General features: G+C 74.6%; 16 protein-coding genes, 1 pseudogene and 2 riboswitches. Of the genes and pseudogenes, 5 read left to right on the top strand and 12 right to left on the bottom strand.

Annotation, left to right across the window (positions count from 1 at the left end; genetic code table 11):
* Positions 1 to 90: 90 nt before the first annotated feature.
* The 4 genes from ABZ624_RS23005 to ABZ624_RS22990 all read right to left on the bottom strand — a co-directional run bounded on the left by ABZ624_RS23005 (position 91) and on the right by ABZ624_RS22990 (position 2,765).
* Positions 91 to 843: a CbtA family protein gene (locus ABZ624_RS23005; RefSeq protein WP_360091891.1), complete on the bottom strand. Its 753-nt coding sequence runs from the start codon at positions 841 to 843 to the stop codon at positions 91 to 93.
* A gap of 22 nt (positions 844 to 865) precedes the next feature.
* The gene (locus ABZ624_RS23000) at positions 866 to 1,087 is read right to left on the bottom strand and encodes a CbtB-domain containing protein (protein ID WP_360091888.1); all 222 of its coding nucleotides are present in this window, start codon (positions 1,085 to 1,087) and stop codon (positions 866 to 868) included.
* A 36-nt stretch (positions 1,088 to 1,123) separates the two neighbouring features.
* Positions 1,124 to 1,267, bottom strand: a riboswitch (cobalamin riboswitch).
* Positions 1,268 to 1,428: 161 nt separating this feature from the next.
* The gene (locus tag ABZ624_RS22995; protein WP_360092428.1) at positions 1,429 to 1,719 is read right to left on the bottom strand and encodes a hypothetical protein; all 291 of its coding nucleotides are present in this window, start codon (positions 1,717 to 1,719) and stop codon (positions 1,429 to 1,431) included.
* Positions 1,720 to 1,890: 171 nt separating this feature from the next.
* Positions 1,891 to 2,009, bottom strand: a riboswitch (cobalamin riboswitch).
* A 108-nt stretch (positions 2,010 to 2,117) separates the two neighbouring features.
* Complete coding sequence (locus ABZ624_RS22990; RefSeq protein ID WP_360091885.1) at positions 2,118 to 2,765, bottom strand: isoprenylcysteine carboxylmethyltransferase family protein; 648 nt, start codon at positions 2,763 to 2,765, stop codon at positions 2,118 to 2,120.
* A 218-nt stretch (positions 2,766 to 2,983) separates the two neighbouring features.
* On the opposite strand from ABZ624_RS22990, the gene ABZ624_RS22985 reads away from it, so the two are divergent.
* The 4 genes from ABZ624_RS22985 (at position 2,984) to ABZ624_RS22970 (ending at position 6,499) form a co-directional block, all read left to right on the top strand.
* Positions 2,984 to 3,844, top strand: coding sequence for a hypothetical protein (locus ABZ624_RS22985; RefSeq protein ID WP_360091882.1), 861 nt, complete (start codon positions 2,984 to 2,986; stop codon positions 3,842 to 3,844).
* A 158-nt stretch (positions 3,845 to 4,002) separates the two neighbouring features.
* Positions 4,003 to 5,181, top strand: coding sequence for a hypothetical protein (locus ABZ624_RS22980; RefSeq protein ID WP_360091879.1), 1,179 nt, complete (start codon positions 4,003 to 4,005; stop codon positions 5,179 to 5,181).
* 150 nt (positions 5,182 to 5,331) lie between these two features.
* A complete protein-coding gene (locus tag ABZ624_RS22975) occupies positions 5,332 to 6,285 on the top strand; it encodes a radical SAM protein (protein ID WP_360091876.1) in 954 nt (317 codons plus the stop codon).
* Between the two features lie 4 nt (positions 6,286 to 6,289).
* A complete protein-coding gene (locus ABZ624_RS22970) occupies positions 6,290 to 6,499 on the top strand; it encodes a radical SAM-modified peptide, FtsH ternary system-associated (protein ID WP_351240601.1) in 210 nt (69 codons plus the stop codon).
* A gap of 23 nt (positions 6,500 to 6,522) precedes the next feature.
* Here the strand turns inward: ABZ624_RS22970 and ABZ624_RS22965 are convergent, their stop codons facing one another.
* The 8 genes from ABZ624_RS22965 to ABZ624_RS22930 form a co-directional block, all read right to left on the bottom strand.
* Positions 6,523 to 9,690, bottom strand: coding sequence for a WD40 repeat domain-containing protein (locus ABZ624_RS22965; RefSeq protein ID WP_360091873.1), 3,168 nt, complete (start codon positions 9,688 to 9,690; stop codon positions 6,523 to 6,525).
* A complete protein-coding gene (locus ABZ624_RS22960; RefSeq protein WP_360091870.1) occupies positions 9,687 to 11,339 on the bottom strand; it encodes a hypothetical protein in 1,653 nt (550 codons plus the stop codon). The genes ABZ624_RS22965 and ABZ624_RS22960 overlap by 4 nt, the downstream gene beginning before the upstream one ends.
* A 92-nt stretch (positions 11,340 to 11,431) precedes the next feature.
* Positions 11,432 to 12,106 (bottom strand): hypothetical protein, encoded by a 675-nt coding sequence (locus ABZ624_RS22955; RefSeq protein ID WP_360091868.1) that lies wholly within the window; start codon positions 12,104 to 12,106, stop codon positions 11,432 to 11,434.
* Positions 12,103 to 12,372, bottom strand: coding sequence for a hypothetical protein (locus tag ABZ624_RS22950; protein ID WP_360091865.1), 270 nt, complete (start codon positions 12,370 to 12,372; stop codon positions 12,103 to 12,105). Before ABZ624_RS22950 ends, ABZ624_RS22955 begins: the two co-directional genes overlap by 4 nt.
* 3 nt (positions 12,373 to 12,375) lie before the next feature.
* Positions 12,376 to 13,170 carry a hypothetical protein gene (locus tag ABZ624_RS22945; protein ID WP_360091862.1) on the bottom strand — a complete coding sequence of 265 codons (795 nt, stop codon included), beginning with the start codon at positions 13,168 to 13,170 and terminating at the stop codon, positions 12,376 to 12,378.
* A gap of 30 nt (positions 13,171 to 13,200) precedes the next feature.
* Positions 13,201 to 14,409: an AAA family ATPase gene (locus ABZ624_RS22940; protein ID WP_360091859.1), complete on the bottom strand. Its 1,209-nt coding sequence runs from the start codon at positions 14,407 to 14,409 to the stop codon at positions 13,201 to 13,203.
* A 40-nt stretch (positions 14,410 to 14,449) separates the two neighbouring features.
* Complete coding sequence (locus tag ABZ624_RS22935) at positions 14,450 to 16,363, bottom strand: ATP-binding protein (RefSeq protein ID WP_360091856.1); 1,914 nt, start codon at positions 16,361 to 16,363, stop codon at positions 14,450 to 14,452.
* 187 nt (positions 16,364 to 16,550) lie between these two features.
* Entirely contained in the window at positions 16,551 to 17,081 is a 531-nt protein-coding gene (locus ABZ624_RS22930; protein WP_360092425.1) for a hypothetical protein, read from the bottom strand.
* A gap of 48 nt (positions 17,082 to 17,129) precedes the next feature.
* On the opposite strand from ABZ624_RS22930, the pseudogene ABZ624_RS22925 reads away from it, so the two are divergent.
* A pseudogene (locus tag ABZ624_RS22925) lies at positions 17,130 to 17,220 on the top strand (TetR/AcrR family transcriptional regulator); the annotation flags it as partial.

Genomic DNA, 17,220 nt, shown 5'->3' with positions numbered 1-17,220 from the left:
ATCCCGTGCGCGTCGGTGTCCGCAGAACGCCGGAGGGCCCCCCGATGGTTCCGAAGGGCCCTCTGTCGGGCGGCTGTTGTCCGGAAGGAGTCAGCGGGCGGCCGGAACCGCTCGCCCGCTCCCGGCCGTCGCCGGCCCGGGGTTCAGCAGGCGCTCGGCCAGCTCGCCGAAGAGGAGGCCGAATCCGCCCCACAGAGCGGTCTGGATCGCCAGTGCCGAGAGCCGGAACCGCCACAGCAGGCTGGCCGGGAAGCCCTTGGGCACCTCGTTGACGACGGGCAGGAACTGGTAGGCCAGACCGATCACGACGGTGAACGCGGCCACCGCGACGACCGTCGCCCACCAGGTCCCCAGACGGGGAGCCAGGCGCTTGCCCAGGAGGGTGGCGGCGATCGCCAGCAGGACGCTGAGCAGCATCATCAGGAAGTACAGGGTGGTCCGCTTGCCGATGGTGTCGGGGTTGCCGACCGACGGCGGGTTGGCCGGGTACTTCAGGAACGGCACGACGTACACGGCGAGCAGGGCGCAGCCCGACAGCAGCAGTGCCGTGGCGCGCGGGCTGAAGCGGCCCACGCGGCCCAGGGCGAAGCAGAAGGCGAGCGCGGCGATGCCGCCGAAGGCGACCCCGTAGACGAGGACGCCGGTGGCGAGGCCGGCGGTGGACTGCAGGGAGCGGGAGACGACCTCCATCTCGTGCTCATGGGAGTGGGCCTCCTCGAAGCTGATCGCCTTGTCGACGCTCGGCTCACCGAGGACGTACGCCACGACGAGGGCGAGCACGCCGGCGGCGAGGCCGGCGAGCATGCCCCGTACGAGAAGGTTCCGTACGGTTGCGGAACTCATGGGCGGGCGGTGTCCCCTCGCCTCAGTGGCAGGGGAAGCCGAGCAGGTGGCGGGCGTCGTGCACCCACTCGTGGACGTCCGTGCCGTTGACCACGGAGGTGGCGCCCTGCTCGGCGCCGACGAAGTAGAGCAGGATCAGCATGAGGATGCCGAAGAAGACCGCCCAGGGAGCAATCGCCTTCAGCGGCAGCGTGGCGGGAACGGCGGGGGTGGTGGCTGTCGGCTGGGCGACGGTCTGCGCCATGGCAGAACCTCCTCTGGGAGTTCGCGTCCCATCTCGGTGGTGCACAGGACGACGGCCACGGGTCTGACTCATGGGACGCCGCGGGGGCGTCTCGCATACAGTGGCGCGACCGTGCCGGATTCCCACCGGCTTCCGTCTCGCCGTCGTCGATATCGGACAGACCGTACCGCGAGCCGCACGCACGGCCAAGACCGCCTGCCCCGCCGTGATCTTCCTCTCTCACCAGGAGGGACGCTACGAGACCGGAGGGACGGCAGCGCAGGCGGGGCCCAACTCGACGGTCCTCCGGTGCCGTTGTGCACGGGTCTGTCGGTGGCGCGCACCGGACGGTGGACCCTCGGTCAGCGGGGATCCGCACGGCGCCGTGGCGGTGTGAAGGCGTACAGGTCGAGGATGTCCGGCCGGGGAGCGACGCCCGGGCCGCCCGCCCGCACCCAGGTCACGATGTCCTCGGTTGCGTCCGGATCGTTGACGAGTCCGAGCCAGACGGGCCGCGCACCGGCGGCCCGGCCCGCGGTGGACGGCTGTACGACGATGACGTTGGCCTGGTCGCACACGTCGAGACAGTCAGAGATGCGCACCGGCACCTCGGCCCGCAGCCGTGCGGTCTGCGCGGCGTGATCGACTCCCATGACCTTGGGACTGCCGCAGCAGCAGTCCCGGCACACGACGACCCGGCACGGCGCCCCGGCGCTCCCCGTGACCTCGCCGCCGGACGCCTCTTCCGTCGGCCTCTCCGGCACGCCCATGTCACTCCCTCCCGGGGAGATCCGCCCCGGTGTGCGTCGAGGAGGCGACCGCGTGAGTCTCTGGCTCCCGGGTCGCTCGCCCGGCCTTCCCGCCCCGGCCGGGGCGGGGGCCTGCCGGAACTCGCTCACCGGTCACAGTGGCGGGACCGCGCCGGATTCACACCGGCTTCCTCGGACCGCCGTCGCCCTATGTCGCCGGTCATCATGCCATCACCGGTCGGAGCGCCGCGCGTACCGTCACCGCCCACGCCCTCCCAGGCGCGGCCGGAGCGACGACCGGGCTACCGCTGCGCGCTGCCCGCAGGGCGCCGGCCAGGCCGGTGGGCCGTGGGGCGTATGCGGGGTATCAGGGCCGGGACTTCGGCGCGGTAGGCGTCGTAGGCGGCGCCGAACCGCTGGGCCATCAGGCCGTCCTCGACCCGGACCCGGCGCAGCAGCCAGGGGACGGCGACCGCCAGGAACGCCACCCAGACGCCGAAGCCGCAGGCCAGCATGCCACCCACGACCAGGCCGAGCAGCCCGGTGTAGATGGGGTGGCGGACCAGCCGGTAGGGCCCGTCCGTCCGTAGCTCGTGGTGCTCCCGGACCGTCGGCACACTGGCCCACATCGTGCCCAGCACCCAGCGGGCCCACAGCAGCAGGGCGGTCGAGGCGACGGCGAGCAGGACACCCAGGAACGCCGGCTCGGGCCGCCAGTACCGCAGCTGACGCCAGAATCCCTCGGTGTGCCCGACCAGGGTGAAGAACAAGAAGACGCCCGCGGTCAGCAGCAGCCGGTGCGGCAGTGTGCGGCGCAGTCCGCGCACCCAGCCGCGCAGTCCGGACCGGCTCTTCACGCCGAAGTAGACAGCGCCCACGGCCCAGGCCGCGACGAAGACCAGGACACAGACGTCGATGGTCAGGACAAGTGCCGAGTGAAGAGAACCCATACCTCAAGACTGCTCCGCGCACCCGGCCGGCCACCACCACCCACGGGTCGATGGAGACGCCCCCGTCTGTCTCCACCGTGCTCAGCCGTTCTCCCTCCACGGAGGGAGAAATCGCGGACAAGGCCCCTGGGGGACACGGCAGTTCGGGCGTGTCCCGGATGTGGCGCTGCTAGCCTGCGCGCAGGTGCTCGGGCGGGACAGGGGAGGAGCTGAACGCCGTGGTCCATGCGTTCGCCGTGTACCGGGACGCCATGCGCGAGGCGTGGGGAGACTGGTGGCTGGCCTGGCCCCTGCTGCAGAAGGTCGCCGTGGGGGACGTCCTGCACGACTCGCGGGGGTCCGTCCGCGCGGCCGGGACGCTGGCCGACCACAGGATCGCCTTCGACGCGACCGCGCCTGAGGCCCGCGGCACCTTCCTGCACGACGCCGGCGGCGGGATCGACGTCCGTCTCAAGGCCTCCGGCGCCACGGACCCGCTCTTCACGGCCCTCGGCGACGCGGACGCCGGAGTGCTGCTGCGGTTCACCCGGCAGCGGGCCGCGCTGGTGGCGTACCGGGGCCTGGCCGGGAGCGGACTGACGGACACCCCCGCCCTGGCCCGGGCACTGGTCCGGCGCTACTGGGCGGGCCGGTGGGAGGCCGGGCTGCTCGCCGTGACCGAGGTGGTCCGGGCCGATGCGGCGGTCGTGCTGGTGGCCGCCGAGGCGGGCGCCTCGGCCGAGCTGCGCCTGACCACGTCCGTCGGTAGCGGGCCGCTGCAACTGCTCGACCTGGCGGGCTCGGCGCGGCTCGCCGGCAGCAGGCACCTGGGCTTCCAGTGGATCGGCGAGGCCCTTACGCCGCTCTTCCGGGTCGTACGGCTGCGCGGCACCTGGCTCGGCGGGGTGCGCGAGGAGTACGGGCCCGTGCAGCCCGGACGCGGCCTCGACGCCGAGCCGGTACCGCCCCTGCTGCTGGAGCAGGCCGCCGACGACCCGGCGGCCGTGCTGGAGGCCCCGCCCCAGCTCGTCGAGGAGTCCGGGAACGGGACCGAACCCGCGACCGGGACCGGACCCGAGCCGGCCCAGGACGCGTCCTGACCGGCCCGGCCCCGCTCTCCGTCCGGCGCGCCGCCGCGCGGCTGCACGCCGTCGCCGGGCTGGAGGAGGAGTTACGCCGGTGGCAGGGCGCGAGCCACGCCGGCGGACCGCTGGAGAAGCACCACAGCCAGCTCGAGGCGATCCTCGCGCTGCTCGGCGTGGGAGTGGCCGACGTACGAGCGCGGCTCGCCGACGGACGCGCCGACGACGTGCCCGGCCGGGTCCTGGACCTGCATCATGTGTGGGACTACTACCGCACCCGGTTGCTGCTGCGCCGCGTCCGTGACTACCGCCGCGTCCTGGACGTCGCCGACGAGGTGGCGTGGGAGTGCTACGGCCCGGTCCTCGGGCTCGCCGGTGCCCGCCCCAAGGAACCCCCGCTGGTCGGTTTCAGCCGGGCGGCCGCGCCGCGCGCCCACCGCCGGGGCAGCGCCTACCACGATCTGCTGCCCCGCGGTGGCATCCACACCCGCGAGGGCCGTGCGGCCGCCGCGCGGCTGCCGTTCCCGGTCATCGACGTGCCCTGGTCCTTCGGCTCCCATCTGCCCGCGCTGCTGACGGTGGCGCACGAGGCCGCGCACCACATCGACGACGACCGCGGCCTCGGCGACGAGATCCGCCGGCGGGTCGCGACGGCCGGTCTTCCTCCGGAGCGTGCCGTCCCCTGGGAGCGGTGGTCGGGCGAGGCGTTCGCCGATGTGTGCGCCGCCGTGCTGTGCGGGCCCGCCTACGTCTGCGTACTCGCCGAACTGCTCGACGCCGGGGACGACGCGGACGAGCGGGACTTCGACGGCGCGCATCCGCCGCCCGGGGCCCGGCTGCGGCTGGCCGGTGCCGCCGCCCGGCTGGCCGGACACCCGGGCGCGCAGGACGACACCGACTTCGGCGACGACGACGGCGACGGCGACGAGGCCCGTGTCGTGGCCGGGGCACTGGTACGCGGCGGCTGGTCCGGGCTGGACGGGGTGTCGCTCACCGAGCTGCTCGCGGCCGGACGTCCGCCCGGCCGTGCGGACGTACCCGAGGGGGCGCGGCGGCTGCTGGCGGGCGGCCCGTCCCGGTGCTCCTCGGCGTCCGGAGTGCTGGCCGCGGCCGCGCTCGCCTTCCAGCACGACCCGGCGGCGTACGACCGGCTGGGCATCGGCGAGCTGGCCGTGGCGGAGGTGCTGCGTCTGCGGTCCGCCGGCACGAGGGCGGCACCGGCCGCGGACCCGTCGGCCACGGACCGCCGCCGCGCGCATGCCGAGGCGGGCCGTGCGGTGCTGGCCGCGCTGGATGCCGGGCCGGATGCCGGGCCGGATGCCGGGCCGGATCCGGGCCGAGCGGATTTCCGGTGAACGTCTGCTGCAGCCTGCCGAGAAGGGAACGTCCTTGGCTCTGCCCGGAGTTACCCTGGCAAGGCGCACCGACCGGACGGGGGACGGTACATGGGCATGCGGTGGACGCCGGCGGTTCTCCACCGGCCGCGGCATGGACGGGTGCAGTGCGTGCTGTGTCCCTTCCGCTGTTCGCTGAAGGACGGTGAGACGGGGTTGTGCGGGGTGCGCCGCCGGTCCGGGGACCGGCTGGAGACCGCGACCTTCGCGTCGTCGGTGCGGCACTGGGACACCGTTGAGCGCAAACCGCTGTACCACTACCGGCCGGGCACACCCTGTCTGACCCTGGCCGCGCCCGGCTGTACCTTCGCGTGCGACTACTGCATCAACCACCGTATGTCCCAGTACGGCCGGGTGGACTCCGTCCGCTGGGACGCCGAGCCGGTGGACCCGGCGGAGGTCACCGGCGAGGCCGCACAGCGCTCGGGGTGCGTCGCGATCTCCTACACCGAGCCCTCGCTGGCCATCGAACTCACTGCCGCGCTCGCCGAGTCGGGCCGTCCGCTCGGTGTGGACGTGGTCTGGAAGAGCAACGGCTTCCTCACCGCCGAGGCCGTCGACCTTGCCGCACGCCATGTCGCCGCCGTCAACGTCGACGTGAAGACCCTCGACGAACGCGACCACCGTGAACTGACCGGCGCCCTGCCCGGTCCCGTGCTCGACGCGCTCACGGGGCTGCGGGAACGCGGGGTCTGGGTGGAGGTGTCGACCCCGCTGATCCCCGGTCTCACCGCCGGCCCCGGCACGCTGCGCCCGATCGCCCGGGCGCTGGCCGCGCTGGACCCCGCGATCCCCTGGCATCTCGTCCGGGCCACCCCCGCCCACCGCCGCACCGGCCACGTGCCCACGCCGGTGGCCGACCTCGAGGCCGGGGTGCGGATCGGGCAGGAGGAAGGGCTGCGGCATGTGTACGTCGAGCGGGCCGTGGGTGCCGACGGGCGGGCCACCCGGTGCCCGCGGTGCCGTACCACCGTGGTGGCGCGGGACATCTGGGCCCTGGGCGAGAACGTTCTCGAAGACGGCAGGTGCCCGCGGTGCGGCACCGAGGTGGAAGGACGATGGTGACACCATGGCCGAATACCGGATGGTCGAGCACATCCCCGACCTGATCCAGCCCGAGGAGTACGAGCAGCATCCCGAAGGGCGCCTGGTGCGGATCAGCATCCGCGTCGACGGCGGGGGCGTCCAGGTGCTCGGCGACGCCTTCCGGCCCGAGGTGCTGGAGCAGCTGCTGCAGACGCTGGGACCGGACGCGATCGAGCAGATGCTCTGCGGCTGAGCACACGGCGGCGCCCAGGCATCTCAGTCGTCCGACAGCAGCGCCGTCAGTGCCGCCCGCAGCTCCTCCGGTGACGGCTCCGGCGGCAGTACCTGGCGGTGCCGGGCCGGCTCCCGCCAGGGGATGTGCGGGTAGTGCACGCGCAGTTCGCGCAGTCCCGGTCGCGGTGCGGGCCGCAGGTAGGGGTGGGACAGCAGCACCATCCGGGGCGGCCCGGACATGTCGGCGGTGAGCCGGGCGGCCACCACCTCGGCCTCCCGCAACGCCGTCGGCACGTCACCCTCCGTCAGCGGGCCGGCGGCCCACACATGGACCAGGTCCTCCGGACCCTGCAGGATCCGCGACCGCCACGGCTCGCCGAGCGGCACCAGGGCGCAGGGCCGGCCCAGCCCGATCACGGTGGCGGCCATCAGATGGGCCGCGAGCCGCAGCACGGATCCGACCTTGCCGTGCGTGGCGGGTGTGTCGTCCAGCACCAGGACCAGACCGTGCGGGTCGCGCGGCAGCCGGCCGCTGCTGGTGCGGTACAGCAGTTCGTCGCGGGCGTGCCGGGCCGTGAGCAGCTCGGTGGGCAGGGCGAGTTGGGTGGGCAGCAGCCGGTTGGCGGGGCCGTGCCGGGCCAGCCCGGAGCGGCCGGTGCCGCCCGCGCCGCCCATGGCGAGTCCGGTGTCACCGTCCAGCAGCCTCAGGCCCAGCAGGGCGCGCTGCGCGGGTCCGGGCGGGGTCAGGGAGAGCGGCAGCCGGCGCATCCGGGCCGGCAGGGTGGGGTCGGCGGCCACCGCATCGGGGCCGAGGATGCGCAGCAGCGCGACCAGCCGGTCGTCCACGGTGCCCAGCGCCGCGGTCAGTTCGGTGAGCGTGGGAGCGGTTCTGCGGGCGGGGACGGAGGAGCCGGTCAGCGCCCGGCCCAGGGCCTGGGCGAGATCGGCCGGGGTGACCTCGGGCGGGGCCAGGTACGCGGGGTCGGCGGGCAGGTCCGCGACCAGCAGCAGCGCCAGTCCCGCCAATGCGGGCCCCGGCCAGCCGAGTTCGCGCAGTGCGTGCAGGCCGCGGTGGTCGGCGAGGGTGCGCAGCCGGGGCGGGGTGGTGCCGTGCAGCAGCGCCAGCACGTCCGCCAGCAGGTCCAGCGGTACCCCGAACCCGTGGACGGCCGCGAGCACGGCGAGCCGTACCAGTTCCTCCTGGCCGGTGGGCGGCACGGGGGCGGCGGCGGTGCGCGGGCCGCCGGTGAACAGCTCCCACAGCACGGCGGCACCGGAGTTGTAGGTGGCCGCGAGCTGGTCGCCGACCGGGGACCAGCGCAGCGTCCACAGATGCCCGCCGACCCCGTCCGGCGGCACGAGCACCCGGATCCGGCGCGCGTCCTGCGCGTCCCAGACCTCGGCCACGGAGTCCTGGTCGGCGGACGCGAACGCCAGCAGCCGGGAGTCGGCGCACCAGGACAGTGCCGGCGCCCAGTCCCGGCCGCCGGCCTCGCCGAACGTCTGCCGCCGCTGCCAGGTGCCGGTGTCCCAGACCACGACCGGGCCGCCGGCGCTGCCCGGGGTGGCGGCCAGCCGGCTGCCGTCCGGGGACCAGGCCACGTGGCACACCATGGCCTGCGGGTCGGGCCAGTCCAGCACCCGCACCCGCCGGCACCGGCCGGTGGAGGCGGTGCTCCAGACGATCACCCGGCCGCGGGTGCCGGCCGCGAGCAGCCGGCCGTCCGGGGACCAGGCGGGCCGGCGCACCCCGTCCTCCACGGGCAGCCGCTGCGGGCCGCCGCCGTCCTGGGCGAGGTCGTGCACCAGCAACTGCCGGGGAGCGGCGCCGGGTTCGGGCGCGGCCCAGCGCAGCGGGCGCACCGGATCGGCGGTGACCGCCTGTCCCGCCGCGCGTTCGGCGAGCACTCCGCCGTCGCCCGGGTCCACCAGCCGGTTGACGCCCTGCTCGTAATGGGATGCCAGGACCAGCACGGGGCGGTCGCCGGCCAGGCAGGCGGCGTCGTACCAGCCGTGCGGGAAGCTCCGCACCGGTGCCTCGCCGCGCGGGCGGGTCGCGTCGGCGGCGTACTCGAGGATGCGGCCCGGCCCTGACTCGCACCAGTGCCGGGCGCCGTCGGGCGACCACACGAGGGCGGGGGCGACACAGCCCAGCCCGGCGTCCGGCAGGCTCAGTGCGCGCAGCACGCCCGGTGGCCGTTCCCCGGTGCGGGTGTGGACCTTGCCGACGGTGACCCCCATCGCGTTGGCCCAGCGGCGCAGCGCGGCCGGGTCGCGGCGCCGGTGCGGGCGCGGCACCGCCCCGGACGGCTCCCACACCGCGATGGTGTCCGCGTCGAGCCGGGCGGCGAACAGTCCGCTCGCCGACAGGCTCAGGTCGCCGGGGCCGGTGACCCGGCCGGGCAGCTGTCCGAGGAGGTCGAGGCGGGGGCCGAGGACGCGCAGCCCGTCCAGCTCGGAACCGGCGACCAGCAGGGAGCCGTCGTGGCTGAACGTCAGCGCGTTCATGCGGTACGGCACGAACTCGCGGCGCAGTTCCCGGCCGGAGCCCGGGTCCAGGAGCCGTAGCCCCGCGTAGTCCTCGACGGCGATCGCCCGCCCTTCCGGGGAGCACGCCACGCGGCGCAGGCCCTCGAAGAGCCCGCCGAGCGTGCCCGTCATGGTGCCGCCGTGCGGTTCCCACAGCTGTGCGGACGTCGCCGTGGCCACGCACAGGGTGTCCTGCCGGCCCGGGATCCAGCTCACCTCCACCACCGGGTCGATCCCGCGCAGCCGGGTCACGGTGCCTTCGGCGCGGTACAGCAGCAGGACGTCGCCGGTGCGCAGGCCCGCCGCGAGCAGCCGGGCGTCGGGCGACAGGGCCAGGGCGGTGATCTCGCCCTCGGTGTGGAGCCGCGCGGGCAGTTCCACGGGCTCTCCCGTGTCGGCGTCGAGGAGGACCAGCCGGCCCGCGCCGAGCAGGAACAGCCGGTCGCCGTCGGGGGTCCACACCGCCGCGTCGGTGCCGGGGCGCGGGTCCGCGCCGAGCGGGGGGCCGGGCCAGGGCAGCCGCCACACGACGCGGCCCTCGTCGTCGTAGCGCACCACCGTGCCGCCGTGCACCACGACCAGTCCGGTGCCGTCCGGTGACAGGCACAGGCCGCGGGCCTCGGCCGCCGGCACGGTGAGGATGTGCTGGGCGCTCCAGGCGCCGGCCGGCGGTGTGCTCACAGGCCCTCGCCCAGCTCGGCCGCGGCCCGCTCGTACATCTGGGCGGCGCGCTGGAAGTGGCCCGCCCGCTCCAGCAGTTCGGCGGCCTTGCGGTACTCGCCGCGCAGGGAGTGCTCCATGGCGACCTGGTTCAGCCGCCGCCGTTCGGCCTCCGGGGTGTGCGCCGCGGCCGGCCCGGTGGGCTCCGGTTCGGGCATCACTCCGGCCAGCCGGTCCAGCAGCTCCCGCGCGGGCTCGGACAGTCCGGCGGCGAAGGCGGGCGGTGCGGGCATCCACAGCTGCCAGGCGGGTCGTACGTCGGCCAGGCGCAGCCGCCAGGCGCCGTCGCGGCACAGCACCGTGATGACGTCCGGGCCGAGGCCGAGGACCTCGTCGCGTGCGGTGTCCGGCAGCGGCGGGTTGAGGACGCAGCCGCTCTCCAGGTACAGGGCGCCGGGACCGGCCTGGTGGACGGGTACGCCGAAGGGCAGGGCCTGGCACAGTCCGGGTGGCTCGGTCACCAGGTGGCGGCCGGGTCCGAAGGCGACGACGGCGGTCTCGTGCAGCGGCCGGGTGCGCAGGAAGCGGCGCAGCGCGTCGAGTTCGCCGTCCGCGACCAGCACGGCGTCGACCCGGTGCGGGGCTCGTGCGCTGGCCACCAGGCGGACCGGCAGCGGCGGCCCGAGGGCGGGCACGGGCACCGGGATGCGGACGGGCGGGGTGGCTGCCGGCACGTGGCGTGCGTCGAGGAGTTCGCCCGCGGCGGCCTCCCCCAACGGCCGCCACTGCCAGGGCGGTCCGGACACGGCGCGTTCCACGACGAGGTGCCCGGCGGGCGGGACCTCCTCCAGCAGTGCGGCGTCGTCCAGCGGAAGCCGCAGCCGTACGTCGACCAGCAGCCGGCAGTCCGGGTCGGCCGCCCGGCAGGCCACGGTTCCCGGCAGCCTGCCGCAGGCCTCGACCAGTCCGGCGGGTACGGCGCCGTCCGCGGCGCTCAGCCGCAGCAGCAGCCAGCCCGCGTCCCGGCCGTCCGGTCCGAGCCGCTCGACGGGGGTGAAGGTGGTCGCCACGCCCGTGGCCAGGCAGCGGCGCAGCAGCCAGCGGCCCAGCGCGCCCGGTGCGAGGACGGCGACCTCCTTCAGGCCGGGCGGCGGGCCGGCCACCGGGCTGTGGGCGGCGAGTTCGGCGAGGGACACCGGCTCCCAGGCGGCGACGGTGGCCAGCTCGCCGATGGCCCGCGGGACGCGTGCGGCCGGCCGGTCGGGCCACAGCAGGCCGTCGGCGTCGGCCTCGCAGACCACGCCGCCGTACCCGGCAGCCAGGGGCAGGCCCGGCTGGTGCCCGGGGGTGAGCAGCGCCCACACGGACGGGTCGTACGGCGATCTGCGCAGGCCGGGCGGGCCCAGTTCCGCCGTCGCCGCGACATGGCCGAGGGCGGCGCGGGGGGACGGGAAGCGGACCACGGCCGACCAGCCGGCCGGCTCGCCCCGCTCCCCCGGCTCGGCGGCCGGGGGTTCGCCGGGCGGCGCGGGCGGTGTGTCCTGGCCGTGCGGGGGCTTGGGGATCACGGTGATGGACCGTGAGCGGTCGGCCGGCGCGGGCACGGGCGCGGGCTGCTGTGCGGGAAACAAGGGGAACGGCCGCTTCTTGCGCCGCCAAAGAGTACTCATGGATCCCCCGATGTGTGGATCTGCCGATGCCGCTCGCCTGGGGCCCTTCTGATGGATCTCCGCGGTGTCGCCGGAAGTCCGTCAGAAGGGGCCTAGTCCCGTGCCGGGCCCGGCGGCGCGGGTCCGGTGGGCACGCCGGTGGTGTCGCCGAGGGTGCGGGCGGCCCACTGCTGCCAGCGGTCGGCGCAGCCGCTGACGCCGGCCCGGTAGGAGGCGGCGAAGACCAGGGCGCCGAGGTCCGGGCGGCGGATATGGTCCGCCGCGGTGACCGCCCATGCCTCGGTCTCGGCCCGCTCCCGGGCCGGCGTGAGCGAGCCGATGTGCTCGGGCACGGACGCCAGGGTGCGCAGCAGGGCCTCGTGCTCGCCGTACGCCAGCGCCGCGGCCAGCTGCCGGCCCAGCCGGCGCCGCAGCCGCTCGCCCGCCGTCCGCGGCTGCGCGACGGCGAACTGATGCTCGGCGGTGGCGTACGACCGGGTGCGGGTGACCAGGGTCCAGCCGGCGCTGAGCAGGTCGCCGCCCTGCTCGAAGCACTCGGCCGCCGCCTCGAACCGTCGCGCGGACAGCAGGCATGCGGCGGCCCGGCCCGGCCGGCGGGCGCGCCGCCAGAGGTCGGCGGCGCGTTCCGGGTCGCCGGCCTGCTCCCACAGCTCGGCCGCCTTCAGCGGATGGCCGGCCTCTTCGTGGCAGCGGGCGGCCTCGGCGTAGTCGCCCGCCTGCTCGTAGCAGCGGGCGGCGTACGCGAGGAGGTCGGGTGATCTGGTCATTCGTGGGCGCGCCTCGGTTCGCGGTGCTGTTCCCCGTCGGCCGGATCGGTCTGCGCGGGCAACTGCCGGGCCTGCGGCTCACGTTCCTGGTCGCGTACCTCTTCCGGGACGGGGCTGCGGTCCAGCACCCGGCCGATCGCGTGGGCGATCTCCTCGTGGGCGGCGTCGTGGTCCTCGATCCGGGCGGTACGGCCGATGTCGTCCACCTGGAACAGCTCGACCTCGCCGGTCTCGGCGTTGAACCGGAAATCGACCCTGACCCGCATCGCTCAGGCCTCCATCTCGAACTGGATGTTGAGCGTGCCGCCCGTCTCGTCGACCTGGATGTCCTGCACGCCGTGCTCGCGCGCGTACGCCACGATGGCGTCGCGGTAGGCCACGGCCAGCACCTCGTGCACCGGGCGCAGAAAGCCGGTACGGGTGTCGCGCAGCCGGGCCTCGGCGTCCCGTTCGAGTTCCCCGCGGCGCCGCTCCGCCTCGGCGGCGGCCCGGCGTTCGGCCTCCGCGCGGGCCTCGGCGTCGATCTCGTCGCGCTGCCCGGCCAGTCTGCGCTGCCCGGCGAGCCGCTCCCGCTCCTCCTGGCGGGCGGCCCGCTCCGCGGCGTCGCGGTCGGCGCGTTCCTGGGCCTGGGCGCGGGCGGTGCGCTCGGCCAGCGACTTGCTCAGGCCCGCCCAGCTGTCGTCGAAGTACGGCTCGGTGTGCTCGGCGGTGGCGTTCACGTCCACCGTGCCCTGCAGGGTACGGGTCACCTCGGCCTCGGCGGTCACGATGTCGCTGAGCCGGGCGGTCATCTCGATCTCTCCGGTGTCGAGGTGGTAGACGACCGTGCCGCCGTCCATGTCGAGCCGGTAGGCGCCGTCCTGCCAGGTCCACCGGGTGTCGGCGCCGAGCGCGTCCTCGAACGCCCGGCGCGCCGGGGCGCCGAGCAGGGTGCCGAAATCCTCGCGCAGCGTGGCCTCGCCGGCCACCTCGGCGCTGGCCCGGCCCGTACGGCGCAGCTCTTCCTGCCATATGCGGGTGAGCCGGCTGGAGGCCCGGATGCGGACCCGTCGGGGATTGCACATGCTGGGGTACCCCCTCGTGTGTTCCCGCCCTCACTCGAACTGGTCGAGCAAGGCGTTCACTTCGGCAATGATACGAGACAGCTCTGCCTCGGTCTGGGTGTTCACGGGTGGATGCTCCCTCAACTCCCGTGACAGATCGGCGAGTTTGTGGAGACCTTCGACGACGCTCCACTCGCTGGGCCGCCGGCCGGCGGTCAGGGGTGCGCCGATCTCCCGGGCGTCGAGCAGGATCTCGTCGTCGCGGCGGCGCCGCCCGGCCGGCTCCCCGCCGTGCTTCTCCACCACGGCCTGGACGGCCTCCTCGACCGTGGTGCGGTCGGCCGGGTCGGTCCAGATGTGGGCCAGCGGCCACAGGTCGACGGGTTCGGCGGTGCGTGACTCGCGCAGCAGCGCGGCCCCGGCGACGAGTTTCAGGCTGCGCACCAGCCGGCGGTCCGACAGACGGACCCCCTGGATCAGTAACTGCCGTACCAGCTCCCGGTGTTCGCCGAGGACCGGGTCCAGGCCGACGTCCCTCAGCCGCAGCGTGAGCCGGCCCAGCCGTTCCACGGTCACCGTGCCCGAGGTGCGGTGACCGTCGAACGGCTGGGCGGCGGTGTCCGCACTCCGCGCCTGTTCGGCCGCCTGCACGGCGGCGGTGAACCGGCGGGTCTCGTGCTCCCAGCCCACCTGGAGCAGCCGTTCGAGGTCGGTGCCGCCCACCGGCTCCACCTCCAGCCGGATCAGGAACCGGTCCGAGAACGCGGTCAGGCCGGGATCGTCGGGTATCTCGTTGGTGGCGCCCAGCAGGCTGATCAGCGGGGCGTGCTCGGCCCGTGCGCCGTTGTGGTAGCGGCGTTCGTTGAGCAGGGTCAGCAGGGTGTTGAGGATGGCGCTGCTGCCCTGGAACACCTCGTCCAGGAAGACGAGTTCGGCGGTCGGCAGCATGCCCTCGGTGCGCACCTGGTAGGTGCCCTGCCGGAACTGCTCGAAGTCCAGCGCGCCGAAGATCTCCGACGGTTCGGTGAACCGGGTGAGCAGATAGCTGAAGTGGCGGGCCTCGATGTGCCGGGCCAGGGCCGAGATCAGCTCGCTCTTGGCGGTGCCGGTGGGCCCGAGCAGCAGCGCGTGTTCCCGGCAGACCACGGCGAGCTGCAGCAGCCGCACCGCGCGGTCCCGGCCGACGAACTCGCCGTCGAGCCGCCGCCGCACGTACTCCAGGTCCCTGATGGTGTCGACGGTGTCCTGGCCCCAGCTCACCGTGCCTCCTTCCCTCGTGTCCCTCGTGACCGCAACGGTGTCAGCGCCTGCCCGACCGGCGCTGCTCGCGGCGTTTACGCTGCAGCTGCCCCACGATCTGCCCCAGTTGCTCGGGGGTGGGCGGCACCGGCGGGTCCTGGAAGTGGGCGGCGACGAAGGCGTCCCGGAAGACCGAGTGGATGTCGTCGCCGTTGCGTCCGCGCAACGCCGAGGCGATCAGCTCGTCCACACCGCCGCCGACGTCGATACCGAACTTCGCCGCGTGCAGGTTGATCATCTTCAGCCGGGCCTCGTCGTTGGGCAGGTCGATGGCGATGCTCTCGAAGCGGCTGGGCCGCAGCAGGGCCTCGTCGATCAGGTTCAGCCGGTTGGTGGTGCCGATCACCAGGGTGGGCACCTCCGGCCGGAAGCCGTCCATCTCGGTGAGGATCTGGGCGACCACGGCGTTGCCCGCGCGGGTACCGCCGTCGGAGTGCTCCGAGCGGCGCGAGGCGATGGAGTCGAACTCGTCGAAGACCACGACCGAGGGGGCGTTGCGGCGTGCCTCGGCGAAGATCTCCCGGACGTTGCGCTCGCTCTCGCCGACGTAGGTGCCCATGACCTCGGGTCCGGACACCACGAGGATGGTGGCGTTCATCCGGTTGGCGATCGCCTTGGCGAACAGGGTCTTACCGGTGCCCGGCGGGCCGTGGAAGATGAAGCCGCGCGGGATCAGCTTGGTGCGCAGGTGGTCGTGTTCGGGGGGCAGCCGGTGGTGGCCCATCACGATGTCGATGGCCCGCTGGATCTGGGCCTTGACCTCGTCGTAGCCGGCGATGTCGTCGAAACCGACGTCCGGCACCTCGAAGTTGCTGGACATCTGGGCCTTGAACGCCCGGATCGTGGAGTACAGGTCACGGGCGACCGGCGCCGGGTGGTCCTTGTGGACGCTCATCGCGAAGCGCATGGCCTGGCGCAGCAGGACGGGGTTCATGCCGGCGACGTGCTTGTAGAACTCGACGGGGTCGTACCGGTCGAACCGCCCGGCCTCGCCGACCGTGACCAGGGCCCGGCCCAGCGGCTGTTCCTCCTGGTCGTCGCGGAACCAGACGGTGCGTGGCACGCCGGTGATCGTGACGCGGGTGCTGAACCGCTCGGCCAGCACCTCGGGCACCGACAGCGAGGGCGCCGCGAAGGCGAGCATCACCCGCTCGGGCGCCCCGTGCAGCAGCTCGGTCACCTCCCGCGCCTCCGGCGAGAGCTGTCCGTCGGAGCCGCCGGCGAGCAGGTCGAGGTGCTGGACGACGAGCACGGTGTCGTCGTTGAGCGCGCGCACCAGCTCGCGCAGCCGGGCCAGCAGGCGCTGGCGCGGGTTCTGCTGCACCGGGGGGATGAGCTGCTCGCCGGGTGGCGGCTGCTCCTGCGGGTCGCCGTCGTCGCCCTCGGGGGGTTCCTCCAGTACCTCGGCCCGCAGTCCGGCCCGGGAGGCCATCTCCCGCCACAGGTGCGGCACCACCGGTTTCTCGGCCACGACCAGCACGGACAGCCGGGCCCGCAGCAGCGAGGCGACCTGGGCGATGTCCCGGCCGTAGGCGAGGACGGTCGCCTGGTCCTCGTGGAGCTCCGCGGGCTGCGGGTGCCGGTACACCGGTTCCTCGGGTACGGCCTGTTCGCGGGGCGGTTCGGTGCTGCCGCCCGAACCGGGCCGCTTGGTCAGGTCGTGCCGCGGCGCGGTGGGCGAGTACGCCGGTGCGTAGAGCGGGGTGCCGGGCGGCAGCTCCGACTGGAGCAGCAGTTCCGGTGAGACGGTCTCCCAGCTCAGCACGTCCCAGCCCGGCGGGAGCGGCAGAAGCAGCATGTACGGTCCGGAGGCCAGGGCCTGTTCGACGGTGATGTGCGGCGGCTGCCGGCGCAGCGCCGCCCGGGACGCCTCGTCCGGCGCTACGACGGACATGCGGCGCACGGTCGTGGTCATGCGGTACTCCCCCCACTCGCTTCGAGCCGTTCCACCTGCCGGTACAGCCGCACACCCGGCAGATACGCGGCACCGACGCCGCAACGCCCCCGCAACAGCCCCCGACGCACGCCTCCCGGCCCGGCCGGCCGAACCCACCGGCAAACCGCCGGGCAATCCGCCACGGACATACGACACACGGTCCTGGTCACACGGCACTCCCCCCACTCGCTTCGAGCCGTTCCACCTGCCGGTACAGCCGCACACCCGGCAGATACGCGGTCCCGATGCCGGAGCGGGCCCGCAGCAGCCGGCGGTGCGAGCGTTCCAGCCGGGCGAGTGCGGCCCACCAGTGGGCGACCGGGCGGGCGGCGGCCAGGTCGGGCGGCACGGTCAGGCCGACGCGGGCCCGGCGTATCAGCGACAGGTGTGCCTCCGCGTGGCGCAGCAGGGCCGCCTCGTACACGTCGATCACCAGCTCCCGTTCGCTCATCCGGAGCTGGTCGAGCAGCCGGCCCCGCCACAGGGCCTGGGCCGGGGAGGCGGGTGCCTCGCAGTAGACGGTGGTGATCAGGCGGCGTCCTTGAGGATGTGGCAGCAGTACGTCCTCCAGGAGGAGTTCGGCCTGGGTCTCGCCGACCCGGTCGGGCCGGTCGAGCAGGGCGGTGAGGGGTGAGGCGGCCCGCAGCCGGCCGGCCAGCGTCGGGTCGGCGATGTGCGGCAGCGCGGGCGCGACCACCGCGTGGTGGGCGAGCACGTCCCACAGGGAGCGGTACGCTCCGTCCGCGACCCCGGGCTGCTCGCCCGCCAGCTCCTGCTGGTCTTCGACGGCGCCAGCGCACGGGCGGGCGCGAAGGTGGAGCACCTGGACGACGGGC

Source organism: Streptomyces sp. NPDC007205, assembly GCF_040634095.1.
In the GTDB taxonomy this organism is placed as follows: domain Bacteria; phylum Actinomycetota; class Actinomycetes; order Streptomycetales; family Streptomycetaceae; genus Streptomyces.
The sequence above is the reverse complement of the archived record's forward strand: the minus strand, read 5'-3'. Positions and strand labels throughout refer to the sequence as shown.

Coding starts and splice junctions, on each gene's coding strand:
- ABZ624_RS22995 (WP_360092428.1), bottom strand. CDS start 1,719: ATGGGAGTCGATCACGCCGCGCAGACCGCACGGCTGCGGGCCGAGGTG.
- ABZ624_RS23000 (WP_360091888.1), bottom strand. CDS start 1,087: ATGGCGCAGACCGTCGCCCAGCCGACAGCCACCACCCCCGCCGTTCCC.
- ABZ624_RS22960 (WP_360091870.1), bottom strand. CDS start 11,339: ATGAGTACTCTTTGGCGGCGCAAGAAGCGGCCGTTCCCCTTGTTTCCC.
- ABZ624_RS22935 (WP_360091856.1), bottom strand. CDS start 16,363: ATGACCACGACCGTGCGCCGCATGTCCGTCGTAGCGCCGGACGAGGCG.
- ABZ624_RS22970 (WP_351240601.1), top strand. CDS start 6,290: ATGGCCGAATACCGGATGGTCGAGCACATCCCCGACCTGATCCAGCCC.
- ABZ624_RS22955 (WP_360091868.1), bottom strand. CDS start 12,106: ATGACCAGATCACCCGACCTCCTCGCGTACGCCGCCCGCTGCTACGAG.
- ABZ624_RS22950 (WP_360091865.1), bottom strand. CDS start 12,372: ATGCGGGTCAGGGTCGATTTCCGGTTCAACGCCGAGACCGGCGAGGTC.
- ABZ624_RS22990 (WP_360091885.1), bottom strand. CDS start 2,765: ATGGGTTCTCTTCACTCGGCACTTGTCCTGACCATCGACGTCTGTGTC.
- ABZ624_RS22945 (WP_360091862.1), bottom strand. CDS start 13,170: ATGTGCAATCCCCGACGGGTCCGCATCCGGGCCTCCAGCCGGCTCACC.
- ABZ624_RS23005 (WP_360091891.1), bottom strand. CDS start 843: ATGAGTTCCGCAACCGTACGGAACCTTCTCGTACGGGGCATGCTCGCC.